Origin of the sequence: Leptolyngbya sp. FACHB-671 (genome assembly GCF_014695745.1) — a bacterium.
In the GTDB taxonomy this organism is placed as follows: domain Bacteria; phylum Cyanobacteriota; class Cyanobacteriia; order Elainellales; family Elainellaceae; genus JAAUTN01.
The window spans coordinates 93,156-110,813 of the sequence record NZ_JACJOV010000010.1 but is presented as its reverse complement, the minus strand read 5'-3'; the positions used below and the strand labels follow the sequence as shown (position 1 = coordinate 110,813).

The window sequence follows — 17,658 nt, the reverse complement described above, 5'->3', positions numbered from 1 at the left end:
CCTGGGCACGAGAGGACTCAGACTCAATGGCTAGAGCCGCTTCTAGTGCTTTGGGAAGTGCCTCAGGTAGTTTTTCTGCTAGTGCCATCAATGCCTGGGCACGAGAGGACTCATCCTTAATAGCTAGAGCCGCTTCTAGTGCTTTGGGAAGTAGGTCTGGAGTCAGTTTTTCTGCCAGTGCCTTTAATGCCTGGGCACGAGAGTACTCAGACTTAATGGCTTGAGCCGCTTCTAGTGCTTTGGGAAGTGCCTCAGGTAGTTTTTCTGCCAGTGCCGTCAATGCCTGGGCACGAGAGGACTCATACTCAATGGCTTGAGCCGCTTCTAGTGCTTTGGGAAGTAGGTCTGGAGTTAGTTTTTCTGCCAGTGCATTCAAGACCTGGGCACGAGAGGACTCAGACTTAATGGCTTGAGCCGCTTCTAGTGCTTTGGGAAGTAGGTCTGGAGTCAGTTTTTCTGCCAGTGCCATCAATGCCTGGGCACGATAGGACTCATCCTTAATAGCTAGAGCCGCTTCTAGTGCTTTGGGAAGTGCCTCAGGTAGTTTTTCTGCCAGTGCCATCAATGCCTGGGCACGAGAGAACTTAGACTCAATGGCTAGAGCCGCTTCTAGTGCTTTGGGAAGTAGGTCTGGAGTCAGTTTTTCTGGCAGTGCCGTCAATGCCTGGGCACGATAGGACTCATCCTTAATAGCTAGAGCCGCTTCTAGTGCTTTGGGAAGTACCTCAGGTAGTTTTTCTGCCAGTGCCGTCAATGCCTGGGCATGAGAGGACTCATCCTTAATAGCTAGAGCCGCTTCTAGTGCTTCGGGAAGTAGGTCTGGAGTCAGTTTTTCTGCCAGTGCCTTTAATGCCTGGGCACGAGAGTACTCATCCTTAATGGCTAGAGCCGCTTTTAGTGCTTTGGGAAGTGCCTCAGGTAGTTTTTCTGCCAGTGCCTTTAATGCCTGGGCACGATAGGACTCATCCTTAATGGCTTGAGCCGCTTGCAGTGCAAATTGCAATACTTGATTTTTTAATGTCTCTGAATCTGGCAGTTGCTCAGCTAGTGCTGTTAGATTCTCAAATCTCTTCTTCGGGTCCAGAATCTGGCGAGTGTAGGCTAAAGCTTTAGCGGGTTTCCAGTACTGATGTTTAACGAGAGCCACCATCAGTGCGGCTGGAATCCTTGCCAAACTATTAATCGAAGCTTCTACCAATGAATAGCGGCACTGCAATCCAATACTTTTTCCTCGTTCGCAGTGATCCGCCTCATCAGCTTGATGATACGCCTCATCAGCTTGAGACCATGCTAAATCTACATCTGCCAGGAAACTAGCGGTGTCTCCCTCATCGTCGTTCACCTTAAACCAGGCGTTTTTGCCCTCTTTCTCCAGATTCAACAGCGTATGGAGTTCCTCCACTTGATCTGCCTTCACAAGATGTTGAGCTAGGAAGCGCCGTCCATAGGGGTCAATCATCTCTAGCTTCACCTCGTTCCAGGGTTTATCTTCAGGGCAGTAGTACTCTACTATCCGTTGATGCTGTTCCTGCGCCGACAAATAATAAAGGTTTTCGCTCTTTTCCCCATCAAGCAACACTGATCGATGCTCTAGAAAATCTGTAACAGACTGGTGATAAATTCTATACTCATACTCATCTTGCTTTAACTCAATCTTGTCTAAGAACTGCCGCAAATTATTCAAACAACTAAAGATAGCGGTCTCTCCCTGCCCTGTAAATGCCTTTAACTGTTTCAAACTGAGGCTTTCTTGAGCGGCTAGAAGAACACCCATTAGAGGAGCATAATTCTCAGACCAATCCTTCTTTTTTTCTAGATTGACAACACGTTCTAAGGATTCGTAGTACAACTCATCTAATCCTTGAGGTAATCCCTCTAAATTAGTGATGGAACGCTGTCCACTAGCAACTGCATCTAACAGAAATCGGACATACAAAAAATTCCCGTCTGACTTATTCGTGGTTGTTTCAATATGCTCCTCTCGCTGGCTGAAAGCTAAACTCTCAAGCTGTACCATCAAAACTTCATCTTCAACCAGTCGCTTTTTGACATACGCTTTTATATCGTCCCGATTCTGCTGGATGCGTTCTGGAGCTGAAAGGAGTAATCTTTTGGCACTTCTAATGACATTTCTAACCCGTGCTTCATCTCGGCTAGTCAGAATAAACCTTACTTTCACGCTGGAAGACAGCTTCGAGAGCAAGCCAACAATCGTGCTTTCTCCATCATGGGTTAATGCCTCATCCAAACTGTCTACCAAAATGGTTACAGGCTGATTAAACCCCTCTTCCCGAATCTGCCGCAACGGATTCACCACCACCTGGGTAAAAGCTTCCTGCCCCGTCAAACCCGAAATCGTTAGATTCTGAATAACCACTCCCTGAATTGTGCTGTTTTGAGCCGTTCCAACGCTGATATCGACATTGATATTGTTGGTTTTTTCTCCAATATCTTTCAACGCCAGCCCAAACTCAGGGATACTTTGTGCTAGTTGCAAGGCAATAGAGCGAACAAAGTTCTTCGGGTCTGTCCAAACACTGTCCCGTGCAGAACAAAAGTGAACTGCATGGAGAAACCCTCCATCAAACCCCGGATACGATACCTCACCCTGAGCAAATTGAGTCAAACGAGCCGTGATCGCCGTTTTACCACTCCCCGGCTCCCCCGTCAATAAGAAAAAGCGCTCTCCTTTGGGGTCAGTTAGCCAGTTCTGAATTGCCTCGAACACCCATTCCCGTCCGGTGAAGTTGGTAGTGCGATCGGCAATGTATGCTGAGAAGTCAATTCCTAGTTTAGGGTTTAGAAATGGCATGGCAGGTTTCAGTTAGAAGGTTGTCTATAGGTCAAGCAACATAAAAGGCGATCAAACTCTTCCCTACTTCCGGTTCCCCCGTCAGGATGAAGAAACGAAGAACCGTTCGTTGTCCTGTTGCTTCACTGAATTAAAATTTTGTTAGTCAGGTAGACATCTATAACTTTTAAACTACATCTGCTTGTGTTCTTGTCCTGTAAGTTTTGCTCGATTAAGTGAACCTAAATCTTGTTTACTTCTATACTCACCTGAACTTCCCTTGCCTTTGTTTACAATCCCTATAATTACCGAATCCTCTGCTTCTCTCACTTTTTGATCGGCTTCCATATCAACTAATTCATTAGAGTCATTTTCAATACCAAGGGCTGTAGTTCTCCTAATATTTTCGAGATCCTGCTTGGCATACATTTTAATTACTGGTTTTTCCCAGGTGTTTGGAATCTCAAAAGATGCTGGCTTAATTCCCCAAGACTCATGAGCAACAGCAATATCAATCGCATACCTGAAAGGTAATCGCTCTAATTGCTTACGACCAACTTCTTTTGCCTGTTGAAACGTCAGAAATCCATCGGGGTTTCGTGCGACTCCTGCCAGCTCGGTAGAATCAGGTTGCAAAGTCTTGCTGTAAGCAAAGCCAGTGCATTCAACAATGCAGTAGATACCATTACCATTATCATCAGCAATCATCTCTTTCAAAGTCTCTATATCTCTGAAAACTTCAGGTTCAATTCGCTCAGTTCCTTGTAAATCTTTCACCCGCTTCCCCAAAAACTTTTTCTGATTATCTCTATTGCTGTTCCACTCACTACGTTTCAAGGTGAGTGACACGGCAACTAAGGCATGACCTTCTAGCAGAATTAGCTTCGGCAGTAAATTGCAACCCAGACATAAACCACTAAACAGGATTGCAAGATCCAGACAGGTTCCTTGGCGTGGTTGGGAAAGAATTTCAACAGGTGTGCGAATGCGCTGATGGGTTTCTACTGTGCTGAATTTTTCGAGGTCATATTTGATTTTCTGCTCGACAAGGGTGTTGTAGACAGTCTCTATCAAACTCTCAAATTGCGCTTCTCGAATTAGATCAAAACTGCTGACATTCAAGTTAAACAGTTGAAGCGCTGAGTCTGTAGCAAACTGAGCTAACTCCTTCTCATTTGCTTTCGTCCAAATCCATTCCATCATCCAACTCCTATAATTACTACCAAAACTAAACTTGCTTCACCACCTCAAACAAATCATGCACAGGCGTAGGAGCCTTTAGACTCCCTTTTTCGACTCGAACCTCTACTCGGTGTAATCCTCCAGTCGGAAAAGCATTTTTGTCCAGATGCAAAATCCATCGACCATCTTGTTCTTGAAAATCAGCACGTAATGAAAAGTTCTCATCCGAAACAGACGTAATTCGCGCTTTCAGTTTTCCAAAATCCTCACTCGCATTGATGATGTTGGCACGAAACTCAACAACTTCATCAGGAAGATATACGTCATCAAGATCCAAACTGATTGCTGCTGGCTCTCTTGAAACCTTGACTATTCCCGGATTTTGGAAATCTTCTATTCCCTTAACTTGCATTGCTGCCATCAGATTGCAAAGTTGATCTAGGACTTGTCCATGATTTTGAATAGAGCCATGTCGTTCAGCAATGTAGCTCTGTCGATACTCTGGAGAAAGTTCGATAGGAATGGCAGATATGTAAGGAACTGTTCCATCACCACTTCCTAGAATCGGATCAGCCCCTTCGGGTAGTTCCAAACTGATCTCAATCTGACCATTCGTGGTTAAACTCGCCGATTGAAACGTAGGTTGTTTCGTACCTACTACAGGGATAAGTGCATACTTATTTGCTAGATAATTTGCATCTTGACGGTGCTTGTTTACAGCATCCCGGATTTCATGATGAAATTTCAAAGCATCTTCAGCTTTTGCCTTGTCAATGTTAGGAAGGTCAATACCTGCTTCAGTAATTCGCTTATACTCGTTATCAATCTTGAGTATTGGATAGATTGGCATCAATTGATAGACCGAAGGCAGTGATCGCATCACCTCTGTGAGATCGAAGAATAGCTTTTTAAAGCCATTTGCAAGAAAGTTAACTGTATTGACAGATCCACGATGAGGAGTACCAAAGGTAACCAAAGCTCGACAATCTTGCCATCCTTCCAATACTTCCAGATAATAGCGAGAAATCAAGCCACCCATACTGTGCGCCAATAGAATCACCTTTCCGTCCTCAGCACCTTTAGGAGATTCTCGCCACTTCGTCAACCGTTCATCTACAAAACGCTTTAGTATACGAGCATTGGCTCGATTGTCGCGTCGCCAATCATAAGGAAACTTAAAAAAGTTTTCACCCTGTATTACGTCAAAATAATCAGTAATAGCCTGAGAAATTGCTGTATAGCCATCGATTTTAACTAACCCTGGTACAAGGTGGGCATCTTCCACAACTCGAACAGCTTTAATCCCGTCTCCCAGATCCTCACGCTCAGGATCATCATGGTCTATCTTCAAGTGCTGAAATGATTCTCCACGAGTGATGAGCGCTTCCCATGCGGCTTGTCCTGATACTGCCCAGATATCTTTGCCATCCTTTTGAAGAACGCTCCCTGTAATTCCTGGCAGAATGATTACAATATCGCGCATTTTAGTTCTTGGCATTGCCTATAGCTCCTTCTAATTTGTTTGATGATTGTGAAGAATGTCTACGTGAATCGAAGTTTTTTTCAGGGGAGACTCTAGCAGATTAAACATCACAGACCCTACCAATGCTCTATTAAACATTGATAATGGTTTGCTGGTAGTCGCTTCATCCCTATAAATACATAGAAACTCTCTTACGAGAGTTCCCTGCAATGCTTTAACAAAAGCATATACAAAAGATTCTTTCTTTCCAGAAAGTAGCTAGTAACAAATTTTCATTGATTGCCTACAGTTATCCGGAAAAAATTAAATTAAATAATGAGCAAGCGACTACCTATCAGATTTCACAGTTTTTATGGGTTCTGAGATAAGTAGAGATCGCCATTAATCAAGGACTGAATAGTTTAACATCAATCTAGCCTCCGTAGAATCACGGTGTCACCGAGTAGTAATTTTTATTTAGAGGCTAGGCTACTTTAATAAATGCACAAGTAGTTGGCTGGGCGTAACTTCAGAAATACCTGAATCATCTCAACTTTCACAGGTTGCTATAGCAGAGATTACAGAGAAAACAGCAGAAAGATAGGTTGGCGTCCACCTAGTTCTTAACTGGAAGCTCTATCTTTCGGGAGTAAAGAGGTAGCTGAACTTTGGAGAGTACGTTCTGAACATCTGCAAGTTAATCAATAACTTACAGAATAAAAGCTAAGCGTCACTGTTGGGAAACTACCAGAACAGGGCATCCGTGGTGGCTCAGGAGAAATAATGAGTCTTATGTGATTTCATTATTCAATCATTGGCTTGGAGATTTTGCTTGCCGACTAGCCTTCACCAGTTTCTTTTTCAAGGACAGTGTTAAGCGCTTCGATAAATGTGTCAATGGCCTGCTGAATGCGCTATCTACTTCCTTCACATTTGGCCACCTTCTAATTCTTCACAATTTGATGCTTCCCATTCCGCAAGTTGGGTATGGAGCTGAGCGTTTACAGCCGCTAAACGCCTACAAGTGGCCTCTGACTGCTCTAGCTGTCGGCGCAGATAATCGCATTCAGACTGTACAATTTCGAGCCGCCGGTGAAGCTCAACTCGTTGAGCGCTTGCACTCCAGCGAGCTTTATGAACTGATTTAAAAACTAGAATTAATCCTAAAGTGACAACGATTACCCGAACTATAGCCCAATACATTTCAGGGTTCTCGTAAAAATAGATAACTAACTTTATAAAATCCCAAGGATTCCCGCCAGAAAAAGGAAAAGGAAGGGGCATAAGGCTAAAAAATGTAATTGGTTTTTTCTTGAAGCTGTTTAAGAGCCAAGATTAATGTTGCTTTATTACTCCGGCATTTTTGGGTTCGATGATGGACTATGTGCCTCCCACCTTGCCGATTGAATTTCATCCAATAGTGCAACAACAAATTTCCACCGGGGTTGCTCTGCTTTGCCGGCAGATGTAGCCATCCACTTTTCAATCACCTCAGCAAGTTCTGATGAACCTGGATTAGCTGGTGTGTTGGCTAACCATTCCGCAATCTGCTCTTGAAGCTGTGCATTCTCAGCCTTAAGCTTTTGGCGGGAAGTCTCGGATTGCTCTAATTGCCGACGCAGTTCATCCTGCTGTGTCTGTAATTGAATAATGAGAGCATCCTTCGCCGCACTAGCTTGGTGCAATTCCGAGACATCTAGCACCAACGCCTGCCTCTGTTCATCCCAATCACGCCTAGCCCTTTCAAGAGTTAGGCCGCCTGCTTTCCCATTCCTTCCTCAATGAGAGCGGCAAGTTCAGCCCGTGCTTTCTCAAATCGACTCTCGAAATTATTCTCTAGCTCCTCAATCCGTGCCTGCAGTTCACTTTCCGCCTCTCCTACACGCTCATCTAGGTACTGTGTAGCTGCTGGCAGCGAAGTCTCTGGCATCTCGCCTAAATAAGTTTTTACCCATCTCACAATCAGGTCACTGCCGGTGAATCCTTCCTGCTTTGCCTTCTCTAGAAAGCGTTCTTTCAGGTCTGAGTCGATTCTGATGTTGAATTGTGGGGTGGCCATCTCTACACATCTCCTATCTACTTGCCTACACATTCACCTTAACATTTACCTACACGTAGTGTCTAGAAATTTGTGTATAAGAGCGACTTATGATGTGTAGACAGCTAGATAGGTAATTGTGTAGCTAGGCGTATTGACAGCTTGTATAGAAATTGATTACACTTCTGTGTAGAACGGTGCAATACATGGCAACACAGATGTTTACCTGCCACCTCCACACAGAACTTTGAAAACGGAATCCCGAAGCGTATTAAGCGAAAGATACCTGCCGCCAGAACCCTTGAAACGGGTGGCGTGGCAAGCCCTTTCGCAGGTAAAGGCAATTTGAGAGAAAGGAATTCTGCATAAAAACAACTTCCTCCGCGTACCCAAGCGGACAGGGGCGTGCAAGTCCCCCAACAAATCAGCCGGCAACTACCTACACCGCCGGCGCTTAGGAGGAAAACAAAATGTTACACGTAGCCATGTTTACTGTTGATTTTTTGCTCTGTGTCTTGCCGATTGTGTTTGCTTTGATGATTGCCCACGACTTTGTTTTCTACGTTCAGCACCAGCTGCGATTAGCTCAAGCGCCGGCACAACCGCAGCTCGTCACAGTCGAGGTTAAGGCGCAGCCCAAAGCCGAACCGCAAGAGCCGGCACTACCAGACTTGAGCCAATTGAAATTTTACAAACTTCACAGTTACGACGTTGTCCTACTCGCTGACCTGCCAAACACACCACCGGCAGAAATCAAGCGCTACAAGCTTCGCGGTAATGACTGCGTCAGATTGGCTGATTTAGAAGTCAGTCTCTAGACCCGAACACAACAATGCCGGCCCCAAATCTTGGCAGAAGCAGGCCGGCAGTTATCCCACTCATCAATGGAATAGAAATCATGTTATCAGTTACCTTCCAACCTCTGACGAATTTCACCGATGACCTGCTGAGTGCGATCTCAAATTTCTTGCGGCCCGTAATTATCCAGTTTGCACCTGGGCAACTCGGCAGTGTTGCAGCCTTACAGCTTGACCTAGCGATGGTGCCCCTACGAATCATCGCCGCTGCTGTCGGCAGATACGAATCCCCTAAAGTTGCAACAACTGATTGGTTGAATTTGGATGAACCGGCGCTCGACAACGAACTCATGCCCAACATTATTGACATGGCCAAAGCACGGCAGCAGCGCGAGTTGCCGCAAACTAAGTCACCCATACCGACAGATGCTTTCACTCTGTTTGGGGCTGACGGTCGATTTGAGGTCAGGGAAAGTGAGGCCGGCCACATCGTCTATCGATGGGTGACCCTCAAAAAAGGCTTGAAGGTATCGCAGCACATTATCCCTGACGGTGACAAATGCGATTGCCGGCAGGCTGAACTAGGGCGAATCTGCTGCCACCAGAAAGCAGTCGCTCACTACTTGGAAACACAGCGCATTGCCGAAACCGTTGCCGGCTGGAAAGAACAGGAACGAGTGCAACGATTGGAGGCATTTCGCTATCAGGTCATCGTATGGCGTGAAACCGACAGTAGTCCTGAGACATTCTGGGAAGGAGCTAACTTAGAGGATGCCGAGTTTAAATTGACAGTCGCTGCTCAGCAGCCCACGGTGAACACAGGGACGATTTACGACCGCCGACAAGACGAGAATTTAAAGTTCTGGCATCGGTTCCAAGCAGCCCAACAAGTAGAAGACGCCCGACAAGCGTTAGGATTCTCCACTGCTCAACCTGAAGACTGGAAACGCCGACAGGACCTTGAGGATTCGATTGTAGAAACTGCTAGTAAACTTGGATGGTTGCCGGCGCAGGCAACCGCGTTTCAGAAATCAACTTTGGGATTGCCGATAGACAGCAACCTGAGCCGCGCTGAGATGACGATTGATCAGCTGCAACCAATCGCTGACGCCTTCGCCCTTGCACTTAAAGACAAGCGCTCTGAACAACGTCGGCAAGCTGCTCTGAAAAGTCGCGCTGCAAGCTAGAACGGCAACGTCTGCCGGCACCAGAGCGATGACGCCGGCATACCCTCCCACATTCGACACATATATGTCGAGAATAGTGTCGATACAATCAAACTCCACTCACTAGATTTAGCACGAATGTCTATTTCATCTCAGTTGTCTAAGACTGCTGGCCGCTTCATGATCTTTGGAATCCTAGCAGCGCTTTTCGTACAAAGTCCAGTTCAAGCGAAAACTACCTTTCCAGATGTACGACCGGACGATTGGGCATCCGTTTATATTCAAGCCCTTGCAGAACGCGGAATCATTCTTGGCTTTCCTGATGGCAGCTTTCGCCCGAATGATCCCGTTACTCGTGCCCAATTTGCAGTCATGATTGGAAAGGCATTTAAGCTAGGCTTCGCGCGGAATGCAATTCGCTTTACAGATGTTCCCAATAACTATTGGGCAGCAAACGCAATTCAAAAAGCTTACACAGCACGCTTTCTGAGCGGCTATCCGGAGAGTGTCTTCATGCCAGATCAACCGATGCCCCGCGTTCAAGTTTTCGTGGCACTGGCAAGTGGACTACAACTCAGCGACAGAATAGTAGGAAGCTCTGATGCATACGTTGGTACTTTAAAGGATTCCAAATCGATTCCAGAGTATGCGCTAAATGGTTTGCTGGAGGCTCTTTCATATCGATTTTGTATAAACTATCCTGATGTCCACGTTTTGAATCCCAACCGAGCATCCACTCGCGCTGAGGTTGCCGCTTCAATTTATCAAGCGCTGGTTGCCACTGGCCAGGCTCCCAGGATCCCTTCTCCCTACATTTTTGAAGATTTCCTGTATGAGCCAGGAAGGCCAAAGCCGTGACCAACTTGTCCAAGCTGGCAATCCTGCTGAAGCAGATGCGGGTAAAGGCTAGAAGCTTATGTAACCCGCTGAGGAAGAACCTGTCGCTCTAGCCTCTATCAATGGACAATCGGTGGTGCCCGCAGAGAGTCAGTTTTGGACGAAGGAAGACATCAGCCAGTTTATGGGTTTGGTCGCAGATTACTCAGCCGCTCTCGGTCACTGCCTGAAAGGGGCCGACAAATATCGGGAAGCCGGTCTGGTGCAGGATGAAGAATCGGTGAGAACGTTGGCAACAACACGATTCATCGCAGCAACCAGGACAATGAAAAAGTAAGTTTGTAATTCTTAGTCGGTGGCACCTGCCGGCTAAACACCATCTGATGAATCAAAAACTATTAGCAGTCTTAATCGTTCTACTCATAGCCGGCTGCCTTGCTCCCGATGTATCTGAGCCAACTGATAACTTGATAGTGGAGAACATCGAATCAGGCACATCTGTCGCCCTCTGGGATGGGAAAGAGGGGAAGCGCTACGAGATACAACTGGCCTGCATTAACGAAGCTAATGGTGCAGAGAGTCAGCACGTTTTGGCCACCAATCTTGAGGCAGCTGATGAAATAACCTTTACCCCAGTTGAGGAGATCAAAGCTCCCGTCTACCCGCAAACTTACGCGTTAACGGCTGAGGTATTTGTCAATCTGGGCGACGGGCCGCAAAGCGTTAATGAGGCTCAGCTACTGGCCGGCCAAGCCCTACTTCGTAAAGATGCCAACCGCCAGAACTGCCCCAGGCTTGCTGCAATGAAGCAAGCCCAGCAAGACGCTAAGGATTCAAGGGTCGGTGTCTGGGGGAATGTCAAATAGTTAGCAAAAAACCCATCGGCTTTCAAGCTGGTGGGTTTTTGTTGTTAATCGGTAGGGCTGGAGCCTACCGTCGCTTTTGGGATTTCTTCTGATGCCGCTTGATGGATTTTTCAATCCGGTATGGGTCATCCTCAGCTTCTGACTGTGCTCGTTCTGCCTCCCACTCTTTTCCCGATTCGTAGCGCTCCTTGGGAGTAGGGGGAGTCACCGGGGTTTTTGAAATAATTAGCCGTATGACTTTTTTCTTTTCTCCACCGCCAAAAAACTTGTCAAAAATTCCCATGACTTTTGCTCCTTAATTCGTTAGTCAACGCTTCAAGCTTTTTTGAAGACCGATAAATTTGCTCTATCAACAGGCTTCTTAATCTGTCTTCGCTTTTCTTAGGTAGGGGGCACTGAGCCTTAATATTCGCTATCTCCGTCTCTATCTCGGTATCTCTCATCCACTGGATTGGCTTGCTTAAAAACATATCCCTTTTGCTCCTTAAATTCATTCAAATCTGCCGTTTACATTCACGGTCTGGGGAGCTTTGCGTCTGCCTCCCATTGTTGCTTCAAAGTCATCCTCAGCCGCTGCCGTAGCTAATGCCTGACGTTTACAGAAACGCGCTAGGACAAAGCACAGGTCACTCAACAAAACGATAAGGATTGATAGGGCGTAAGCATTAAAATCTGTGGTGCGAGGCTTCAAGTAATCGGCTGTACTGATGAGGCTTATCCAGTAAGTCGCGATGATTGAACCGCCCAGAAACAGCGCAAGAATTGCCGTCCCTAAAAGCTCAGATAACCGCTGAAATGGATCATCAATTCTTGCTATCTGACGCGGCCTCTCAAAAGCAAATCTCAAAGCCCAAGGGGCACAAAACACTCCGCCCATTGAGCTAGTAACTACGGACAAGGAGAACGATAGAAGCTTAGTTAAGTTGGCATTCTCTACCATTGCGAATAACCAGCCATAACTTAAACTTGTGTCAATCCATATCGCCGCGCCGGCAGCGAAGTAACACAGGAATCTCCCTATCCGATAAAGCCATGCCTCTCTTCCCATTGTTTAATTCCTCTTAAACTAAGTATTAAATTTCACTAAATATCTACAACTTTTACAGACTTCCATCTGCCCTTGCAGGCAATCTCCTCTACCTACTAGGAGGGTCTGCCGGCATCTGTCGAGCACTGTCGAGTAAATCTGTTGGGTGGGTGTCGAGTAGCCTGTCGAGCGCTGTCGAGTAACGATTCGACAAGGTGTTTAGGGGCTTTACTCGACAGTTCGACAGCTCAAAAACTACTCGACAATGAACCGTTGTTCGCTGCCTTCCCCCTCTAGGCGACCTCTCCCTAGACGGGCGAGTTCTTCCATGTAGCCCCTGACATTTATTGCATTATTAACGTCAGTTTCTATCAAGTCTTTGAGATTACCTCGCTGAATATCTCGCGCTGTTACGGTGCCGCCACGTTTGATTGCGTAATCAAGAACTGCTTGAAGTTGAGGCGATAGTTGTGGCTCATTCTGCTGTTCGTGTTGAGGCGTTTCTGCCGGCAATGAGTAGAGGAATGCGAGTTGAGATTGTTTGGAGGAAAGTATAGTGTCCTCATCATCAATTTGCTGGGTGGTTGAATTCTTTGTTTGGCTCATCCCTAAATACTCGAATACATAATCAGCGGACATCCATTCTTTATCAAGGGTGATTTGGCGAGTTACGAATTTGCCTTTTTCGTTAGGAATCCCTGACAGTTCACCTTTGGAAAGTGGATAGAATTCTCCGTTCTTTGAGGTACTGAACAGGTGCAATTGTACTAATCCTTCTTCTTTGGCTTGGTAGGTGCCAGGTGAGCCGCCGGTTAATGCTTTTGTCTTTCCGTGGGCTACAAGAATTGGGGCTTCTCTTGCTTTGCGGCAATCACTAATCAGCTTTGTTCCTAATGTGCTGGCCTCTTCCTTGATGTCGGGTTCATCTGCGTATTGTGTCGCCTCGTCGAAAATTGGCGAATACCAGTTTTTATTGGGCGTGGCAGCTTTCAACCTGTCCACAAAAGCCTTGATTCTTCGGGCAATTGATAGATAGTTGAAGCCTTCTTCTTCGCTACCGTTACGTCGGCTTCCGAAGGTCTGACAGCCAAAATCTATGAGGGGCTTCCAGGCTTCTTCCCGATTAAGCAGTATGTGCGGGTCGTTGATTTCGACTATGTGCCCGTGATAAGCGATTCTAAGAGCGGCAAGAAACGCGGCAAAGCGGCTTTTGTAGCTGCCCATTGCCCCCCAGATCAAGATAGGGCGCTGCATGATGTCGAGTATCCACCCATCCTCGTGCTGGGCAATGCGCTGCCATAGTTCATCACGTCGGCTAAGTGCGGGCATCGGTGGCTCTGGAGCTTGGTCGCGGTCGATGGGCTGGTCAGTCATTTGAGGTGTAGGGCTGTAGGGTTTGAAGGCTGGTGCAGGTGTGTTGGCTCTAGGAGATGCCGGCGGTAATTTGTTTTCCAGGGCCTCGCCGCTTTCAATCCGCCGGCGCTCTGCTTTGTATGAACCAACAGCGACCGGGGCAAAGGCTCCCAAGATTGCTGTGGCTACGGAACAGACGATAAAAAGTTCAATCATCGTTGCCCCTCCCGTTCTATGCGAATGCGTTCTGGTTGATGAGGTGAGATATCTCGCTCAACACTGCTGGCCACAAGCATTGCGCCCACTATGGCCATTGAGATAATCAGGCAGAGAAGCTGAAAATTAGATGGGGGTTCGGCATCGGCAGCGGGGTGATAGGTAGGCCGGCGCTCCAATCGTTCCACCCGATTTTCAAGGGCATCTTGCCGGCGGCAAAGGGCTTCCATTTCCGGTTGAAGTTTCTGCACCCATTGGTATAGGCGCACGTCCTGCCGGTTAATAGCCGCTCTCACCAGTTGCTCGATGCTGCCGTCTTCCCTTTGCTGGGCTAGGTAAATGATGGGCTGCCTGAGCTGTTCGCGGTACTTACTGGGCACTCGCTGGAGGCATGACTCAGCAACGATTTCAGCGTCGATTACGGATACTGAAGGATTGAATCTTGCTAGGTTACCCACTGCGCCGGCCCTCCTGATATCCGAACATATAGTGCGGCTCGTTCATTTGGGGAGGGAAATCGTATATGGCAGCAAAAAATCCTAGTTGCATCAAGTAGTTCTGAAATGCCGGCTCATCAAGGAATTCGACGGGGTAGGTATGGCAGTCGCGGGTAATGATGATGCCGTTTATAGCGCAAAGCTCGATAGCATTGTGCAAACGGGTTCGGGCATGGCGTTGAACGGCTTCTTCCTCTATCTGTGCCGATGTTTTGCCGGTGAACGCTCTGATAAGCCATTCAGCAACCGTTAAAGCTGTTTCTTTCATTGCCGACCCTCCATTTCATGCTTGCCTCGTTGGTAGCCGGCGTAATAGTGCAGATTGCTCAGCCAGTCTTGCTGAGGTGGATCATTGTGTACGGCGTCGCTGCATCCTACAGCCCATAGAAATTGCTGAAAGGCTGGATGGTCAAGGTATCTAATCGGCACCTGGACGTTCTCGCCCTCATCAATATCAATTCCGTAGCGCAGGCAAAGCAAGGTAGCTTCATTAACCCCACGCCTCGCCGCCCACTGCTTATCCTCGAAAGCTTTGAGTTCTTCCAAGGTGTGGCCGGTGAGCGCTCTCCACCCAATGTTTAAGATTGCGTCTTTTGTTATCATGCCGGCCTCCCTAACAGTTCAATTGAGAGCGACCAATCTGCGCGAGGTATAAATCCTCGCAACAGTAAGACAATGGTTTTAATCATGTGAAAAATCCTTCTAGTTTGCAGTGGGGAAGCTTAGCCGACTTCCATGTTTTTTCGTATTAGCAAGGTCTCATCAGACATTCAACAATTTGGGCTGCTTTCTTCCCTTCCCTCAGTTCACACCGACGCTTTCCAAACGCTCTGGCAGCGATGGCGATAACCAGCCAATTATCGAGGGCTGGGCTAACTTTGGGGCGTCTTCGATGTATGTCCCTTCGACATCAATTACACCCGTTAGAGCGTCCATCACTTCGTCCTCAGAATCGCTCAAGGCTGCCCGTAGTTCAGGCGTTAATTCTTCCTCGTCGATGCCATTGCGTAACCAGTCTGCTAGCTTTTCATTGGACTCTCGAACGATGGCAACGAACCGAGCTTGAGTGAGCTTTTTCGTTGTCTCGCGGTCTTTCTGTAGACGTTCCTTGATGCTGCCTTGTCCATTAGATTCACCGGCTCCATTGCCATTTTTTGCGACTTTTTGGTGTTGTTTTTCGCACTCTTTTTTATGCTTGTCGCAGGCTACGGCGGGGGTTTCTTTATGAGCTTTGATGCGTTCCAGAACGGCTGTGATGTGACGCTCTGCAAGTTCTGTCGGTACTTCAGCCTCTCCAAATAGATGGGTATAAATTGTCTGGATGCGCTTCTCGGTTGTGCTGTTTGCTTTGGCAATAAATGGGATATTGATAGACATTTCAGACTCCTTCAGTTCTCAATTTATTTACGATTTGTTTTCGCTTCAGCCCTAATTTGAAGAATGTCCAAACCTTGACGAGGGCTTTGTATTGGTCATGGTCGAAGCACTCGCTGCCCTTGTCGTACAGAAATTCTTCAGGCACGGCTTCTAGTAGCAGGTTGATGTAGTTGCAAAGATGCCGATCTGAGATTCCGAACTGCTGACGGACATCAGCACGAGGGTGCAATTGGGTGGTCAAAATTTCTTCGCCAGTGTTGGCGTCGATTACCGTGAATATTCTCAATGCTTCATGCAGCGCGGGTTCCATTGATTTGTATTTCTGGATGTGTTCTGGTTTGGTTCCGGTGGCGTGCAGAGGTGATTCATGAATCGCTCCCGAATCGCTAATGTATTGCCTCGGAACTGCTTGTGAATTCATACTAAAAAGCCTCCTGGGGAGGAGGCAATGTTTAGTGGAGAATAGCCACTTTTGGCTATTGAGTTAAGCGTAGAAGCCAGTATTTATGGGCGAGAGCTAGGCGGTGCAGATGTTGATAATTAGGGTGCAACCGACGTGATGGATTCGCTCGAAACCAGCTCTTGACTGTGTCTATTGGCGCGTCGGTTAGTAATGCCAAATCGCTCTGGGAAACCTGCCAATAATCTTGGAATTGGTCGAGGTCGATAAGGCAGATACTTTCATCAAGCTTCTTAGCGGTATGCTCAACGGAAACGGGCGGGAGATTTTGACGTATCCTTAACATAGATGGGCACTCCAAATCGTTCATCGATCGCCTCAGATGGTTGCAACATCTGGGGCATTAAAGTTTTCACTGGACAGTCACGGCGAGGACAGCGGTCATCTTCATGGGAATCGGCAACAAGGGCTGCTGGCGGGGATAAGACAAAGACAAGGGCAAGCCGCATCATGACTCTGAGGCCCCCAGCATTAAGCGCACTTGCTCAATGACTAGGCGATCAAATTTGCTATAAGGTGGGCTAGCGAAACGGATACTTGCAGCCCTTTCAGCGAGGGTTGTCGGCACGCCGCAATTAATCAATCCCTGCCCATACTCTTCAGGGCAGATTGGCACTTCACCCCCGATTGTGGGATAGCGCTCTTTGAGGTATTTGAAGGTTATCAGCCCGCAACTTTGATGAGTGCAGAGGTCGGTAGGGAGACCGAATATCGCTGTATACAGCCTGCCTAGGTTGTCGAACAGCCCCTCAGTGGCACTGGATGGGTGGGCATAGAAACTTTCGAGCCAAGCTTGCCCAGTGGTTGCCGGCAGCCGGTCAAGATTGCTGTGCATTGTTTCTGTCACGTCAATGCTCATAGTCCAGTTTTCTCCAAATAAATTTGCTCGGCGGCTTGCCATACTTCAGCGCGATCAGTTGTCATGTCTACATCGTGATACCCCTCCCATGTTTGCGAGGGGAAGAAGGCCGTTAGTAGGTCATCCAGAGCTTTCAATGCTGGGGCGTCCGGGTAATCAGCTATCGGTCGATATCGGGCGAGGAATTGATGCGCGGCGATCAGGATGCCGATGAGTTTTGTGCTGCCGAAAAAGCTCCAGGTATCACCTAAATAGATAGGCTCAATACCGAACTCTAAACGCTGGCCTAGGGCTATCAGATGCCGCTCAGCCTGGTATTCCGCTACGGGTGAGAGAAGTTGACGCGGGGTTACTGTCATAATTTTGTTACTTAGCTCCTACTTATGTTAAAGTAACAAAGTTAAAGTAACATAAAGTTAGTTGATTAGACAACCTCAGATGCAAAGGAAAATGTACGATGGTTTCATCCCTTGCCCCGACCCCACCCACCTTGCCCAACAGTCGATTAAAATCCTCAATCCTCAGTACCTACCTCGACCCTAAAATAAGGGCCGTTCTGAAGATATGGGCAGCGAAAGAAGGCAGAACTATGAGTAATTTGGCAGCATTCCTCATTACCAATGCCGTGAATGAATACCTCGACTCGCAGCAAATAGGCATAGACGAATACCTCGAATCGCAGCAAAAAGACGCCGACAAGGACTAACCCCGCCAGCTCTGCATTAAATAT

Annotated in this window: 23 protein-coding genes; 7 read left to right on the top strand and 16 right to left on the bottom strand. The window is 47.2% G+C overall.

What is annotated here, in order from left to right:
* The 3 genes from H6F93_RS00635 to H6F93_RS00625 all read right to left on the bottom strand — a co-directional run.
* Positions 1-2,812: P-loop domain-containing protein (locus H6F93_RS00635; RefSeq protein WP_199313400.1), on the bottom strand; the 2,812-nt coding region annotated here is incomplete at its 3' end.
* A 171-nt stretch (positions 2,813-2,983) separates the two neighbouring features.
* Complete coding sequence (locus tag H6F93_RS00630) at positions 2,984-3,994, bottom strand: transglutaminase-like domain-containing protein (protein ID WP_190678239.1); 1,011 nt, start codon at positions 3,992-3,994, stop codon at positions 2,984-2,986.
* 25 nt (positions 3,995-4,019) lie between these two features.
* Positions 4,020-5,471, bottom strand: coding sequence for an alpha/beta hydrolase (locus tag H6F93_RS00625; RefSeq protein WP_199313399.1), 1,452 nt, complete (start codon positions 5,469-5,471; stop codon positions 4,020-4,022).
* 926 nt (positions 5,472-6,397) lie between these two features.
* Between H6F93_RS00625 and H6F93_RS00620 the strand changes: the two genes are divergently transcribed.
* Positions 6,398-6,583, top strand: coding sequence for a hypothetical protein (locus tag H6F93_RS00620; protein WP_190678237.1), 186 nt, complete (start codon positions 6,398-6,400; stop codon positions 6,581-6,583).
* Positions 6,584-6,784: 201 nt separating this feature from the next.
* Here H6F93_RS00620 and H6F93_RS00615 read toward each other — a convergent pair whose 3' ends face one another.
* Both H6F93_RS00615 and H6F93_RS00610 read right to left on the bottom strand, forming a co-directional pair.
* Positions 6,785-7,138 carry a hypothetical protein gene (locus tag H6F93_RS00615; RefSeq protein WP_190678234.1) on the bottom strand — a complete coding sequence of 118 codons (354 nt, stop codon included), beginning with the start codon at positions 7,136-7,138 and terminating at the stop codon, positions 6,785-6,787.
* A 47-nt stretch (positions 7,139-7,185) separates the two neighbouring features.
* A complete protein-coding gene (locus H6F93_RS00610; RefSeq protein ID WP_190678231.1) occupies positions 7,186-7,494 on the bottom strand; it encodes a hypothetical protein in 309 nt (102 codons plus the stop codon).
* 449 nt (positions 7,495-7,943) lie between these two features.
* Between H6F93_RS00610 and H6F93_RS00605 the strand changes: the two genes are divergently transcribed.
* The 5 genes from H6F93_RS00605 (at position 7,944) to H6F93_RS00585 (ending at position 11,139) form a co-directional block, all read left to right on the top strand.
* Positions 7,944-8,291 (top strand): hypothetical protein, encoded by a 348-nt coding sequence (locus tag H6F93_RS00605; RefSeq protein WP_190678228.1) that lies wholly within the window; start codon positions 7,944-7,946, stop codon positions 8,289-8,291.
* Positions 8,292-8,371: 80 nt separating this feature from the next.
* On the top strand, positions 8,372-9,457 hold the full coding sequence (locus tag H6F93_RS00600) for a hypothetical protein (protein ID WP_190678224.1): 1,086 nt from the start codon (positions 8,372-8,374) through the stop codon (positions 9,455-9,457).
* 117 nt (positions 9,458-9,574) lie between these two features.
* Positions 9,575-10,294 (top strand): S-layer homology domain-containing protein, encoded by a 720-nt coding sequence (locus tag H6F93_RS00595; protein ID WP_190678220.1) that lies wholly within the window; start codon positions 9,575-9,577, stop codon positions 10,292-10,294.
* 112 nt (positions 10,295-10,406) lie between these two features.
* Entirely contained in the window at positions 10,407-10,610 is a 204-nt protein-coding gene (locus tag H6F93_RS00590; protein WP_206755688.1) for a hypothetical protein, read from the top strand.
* 46 nt (positions 10,611-10,656) lie between these two features.
* A complete protein-coding gene (locus tag H6F93_RS00585; protein WP_190678213.1) occupies positions 10,657-11,139 on the top strand; it encodes a hypothetical protein in 483 nt (160 codons plus the stop codon).
* Between the two features lie 64 nt (positions 11,140-11,203).
* On the opposite strand, the gene H6F93_RS00580 is transcribed toward H6F93_RS00585, so the two are convergent.
* From H6F93_RS00580 to H6F93_RS00530, 11 genes are all read right to left on the bottom strand, one after another.
* Positions 11,204-11,422 (bottom strand): hypothetical protein, encoded by a 219-nt coding sequence (locus tag H6F93_RS00580; protein WP_190678210.1) that lies wholly within the window; start codon positions 11,420-11,422, stop codon positions 11,204-11,206.
* Positions 11,423-11,629: 207 nt separating this feature from the next.
* Entirely contained in the window at positions 11,630-12,187 is a 558-nt protein-coding gene (locus H6F93_RS00575; RefSeq protein WP_190678205.1) for a hypothetical protein, read from the bottom strand.
* A 234-nt stretch (positions 12,188-12,421) separates the two neighbouring features.
* Entirely contained in the window at positions 12,422-13,735 is a 1,314-nt protein-coding gene (locus H6F93_RS00570) for a hypothetical protein (RefSeq protein ID WP_190678203.1), read from the bottom strand.
* Positions 13,732-14,193, bottom strand: a complete 462-nt coding sequence (locus H6F93_RS00565; protein WP_190678200.1) for a hypothetical protein — start codon at positions 14,191-14,193, stop codon at positions 13,732-13,734. The genes H6F93_RS00570 and H6F93_RS00565 overlap by 4 nt, the downstream gene beginning before the upstream one ends.
* Entirely contained in the window at positions 14,186-14,500 is a 315-nt protein-coding gene (locus H6F93_RS00560; protein ID WP_190678198.1) for a hypothetical protein, read from the bottom strand. Before H6F93_RS00560 ends, H6F93_RS00565 begins: the two co-directional genes overlap by 8 nt.
* On the bottom strand, positions 14,497-14,835 hold the full coding sequence (locus tag H6F93_RS00555; RefSeq protein WP_190678195.1) for a hypothetical protein: 339 nt from the start codon (positions 14,833-14,835) through the stop codon (positions 14,497-14,499). Before H6F93_RS00555 ends, H6F93_RS00560 begins: the two co-directional genes overlap by 4 nt.
* A gap of 198 nt (positions 14,836-15,033) precedes the next feature.
* Positions 15,034-15,609 carry a hypothetical protein gene (locus tag H6F93_RS00550; RefSeq protein ID WP_190678192.1) on the bottom strand — a complete coding sequence of 192 codons (576 nt, stop codon included), beginning with the start codon at positions 15,607-15,609 and terminating at the stop codon, positions 15,034-15,036.
* Between the two features lies 1 nt (position 15,610).
* Positions 15,611-16,030, bottom strand: a complete 420-nt coding sequence (locus tag H6F93_RS00545) for a hypothetical protein (RefSeq protein ID WP_190678190.1) — start codon at positions 16,028-16,030, stop codon at positions 15,611-15,613.
* 284 nt (positions 16,031-16,314) lie between these two features.
* Complete coding sequence (locus H6F93_RS00540) at positions 16,315-16,521, bottom strand: hypothetical protein (protein WP_190678187.1); 207 nt, start codon at positions 16,519-16,521, stop codon at positions 16,315-16,317.
* On the bottom strand, positions 16,518-16,928 hold the full coding sequence (locus H6F93_RS00535) for a hypothetical protein (protein WP_190678184.1): 411 nt from the start codon (positions 16,926-16,928) through the stop codon (positions 16,518-16,520). Before H6F93_RS00535 ends, H6F93_RS00540 begins: the two co-directional genes overlap by 4 nt.
* Entirely contained in the window at positions 16,925-17,287 is a 363-nt protein-coding gene (locus H6F93_RS00530; protein ID WP_190678181.1) for a hypothetical protein, read from the bottom strand. The genes H6F93_RS00535 and H6F93_RS00530 overlap by 4 nt, the downstream gene beginning before the upstream one ends.
* Positions 17,288-17,385: 98 nt before the next feature.
* Here H6F93_RS00530 and H6F93_RS00525 point away from each other — a divergent pair, with 98 nt between their 5' ends.
* Positions 17,386-17,634 carry a ribbon-helix-helix domain-containing protein gene (locus H6F93_RS00525; RefSeq protein ID WP_190678178.1) on the top strand — a complete coding sequence of 83 codons (249 nt, stop codon included), beginning with the start codon at positions 17,386-17,388 and terminating at the stop codon, positions 17,632-17,634.
* Positions 17,635-17,658: the final 24 nt, after the last annotated feature.

Coding starts and splice junctions, on each gene's coding strand:
- H6F93_RS00610 (WP_190678231.1), bottom strand. CDS start 7,494: ATGGCCACCCCACAATTCAACATCAGAATCGACTCAGACCTGAAAGAA.
- H6F93_RS00525 (WP_190678178.1), top strand. CDS start 17,386: ATGGTTTCATCCCTTGCCCCGACCCCACCCACCTTGCCCAACAGTCGA.
- H6F93_RS00545 (WP_190678190.1), bottom strand. CDS start 16,030: ATGAATTCACAAGCAGTTCCGAGGCAATACATTAGCGATTCGGGAGCG.
- H6F93_RS00575 (WP_190678205.1), bottom strand. CDS start 12,187: ATGGGAAGAGAGGCATGGCTTTATCGGATAGGGAGATTCCTGTGTTAC.
- H6F93_RS00555 (WP_190678195.1), bottom strand. CDS start 14,835: ATGATAACAAAAGACGCAATCTTAAACATTGGGTGGAGAGCGCTCACC.
- H6F93_RS00535 (WP_190678184.1), bottom strand. CDS start 16,928: ATGAGCATTGACGTGACAGAAACAATGCACAGCAATCTTGACCGGCTG.
- H6F93_RS00585 (WP_190678213.1), top strand. CDS start 10,657: ATGAATCAAAAACTATTAGCAGTCTTAATCGTTCTACTCATAGCCGGC.
- H6F93_RS00540 (WP_190678187.1), bottom strand. CDS start 16,521: ATGATGCGGCTTGCCCTTGTCTTTGTCTTATCCCCGCCAGCAGCCCTT.
- H6F93_RS00550 (WP_190678192.1), bottom strand. CDS start 15,609: ATGTCTATCAATATCCCATTTATTGCCAAAGCAAACAGCACAACCGAG.
- H6F93_RS00570 (WP_190678203.1), bottom strand. CDS start 13,735: ATGATTGAACTTTTTATCGTCTGTTCCGTAGCCACAGCAATCTTGGGA.
- H6F93_RS00560 (WP_190678198.1), bottom strand. CDS start 14,500: ATGAAAGAAACAGCTTTAACGGTTGCTGAATGGCTTATCAGAGCGTTC.
- H6F93_RS00620 (WP_190678237.1), top strand. CDS start 6,398: ATGCTTCCCATTCCGCAAGTTGGGTATGGAGCTGAGCGTTTACAGCCG.
- H6F93_RS00600 (WP_190678224.1), top strand. CDS start 8,372: ATGTTATCAGTTACCTTCCAACCTCTGACGAATTTCACCGATGACCTG.
- H6F93_RS00630 (WP_190678239.1), bottom strand. CDS start 3,994: ATGATGGAATGGATTTGGACGAAAGCAAATGAGAAGGAGTTAGCTCAG.
- H6F93_RS00580 (WP_190678210.1), bottom strand. CDS start 11,422: ATGGGAATTTTTGACAAGTTTTTTGGCGGTGGAGAAAAGAAAAAAGTC.
- H6F93_RS00595 (WP_190678220.1), top strand. CDS start 9,575: ATGTCTATTTCATCTCAGTTGTCTAAGACTGCTGGCCGCTTCATGATC.
- H6F93_RS00625 (WP_199313399.1), bottom strand. CDS start 5,471: ATGCCAAGAACTAAAATGCGCGATATTGTAATCATTCTGCCAGGAATT.
- H6F93_RS00605 (WP_190678228.1), top strand. CDS start 7,944: ATGTTACACGTAGCCATGTTTACTGTTGATTTTTTGCTCTGTGTCTTG.
- H6F93_RS00530 (WP_190678181.1), bottom strand. CDS start 17,287: ATGACAGTAACCCCGCGTCAACTTCTCTCACCCGTAGCGGAATACCAG.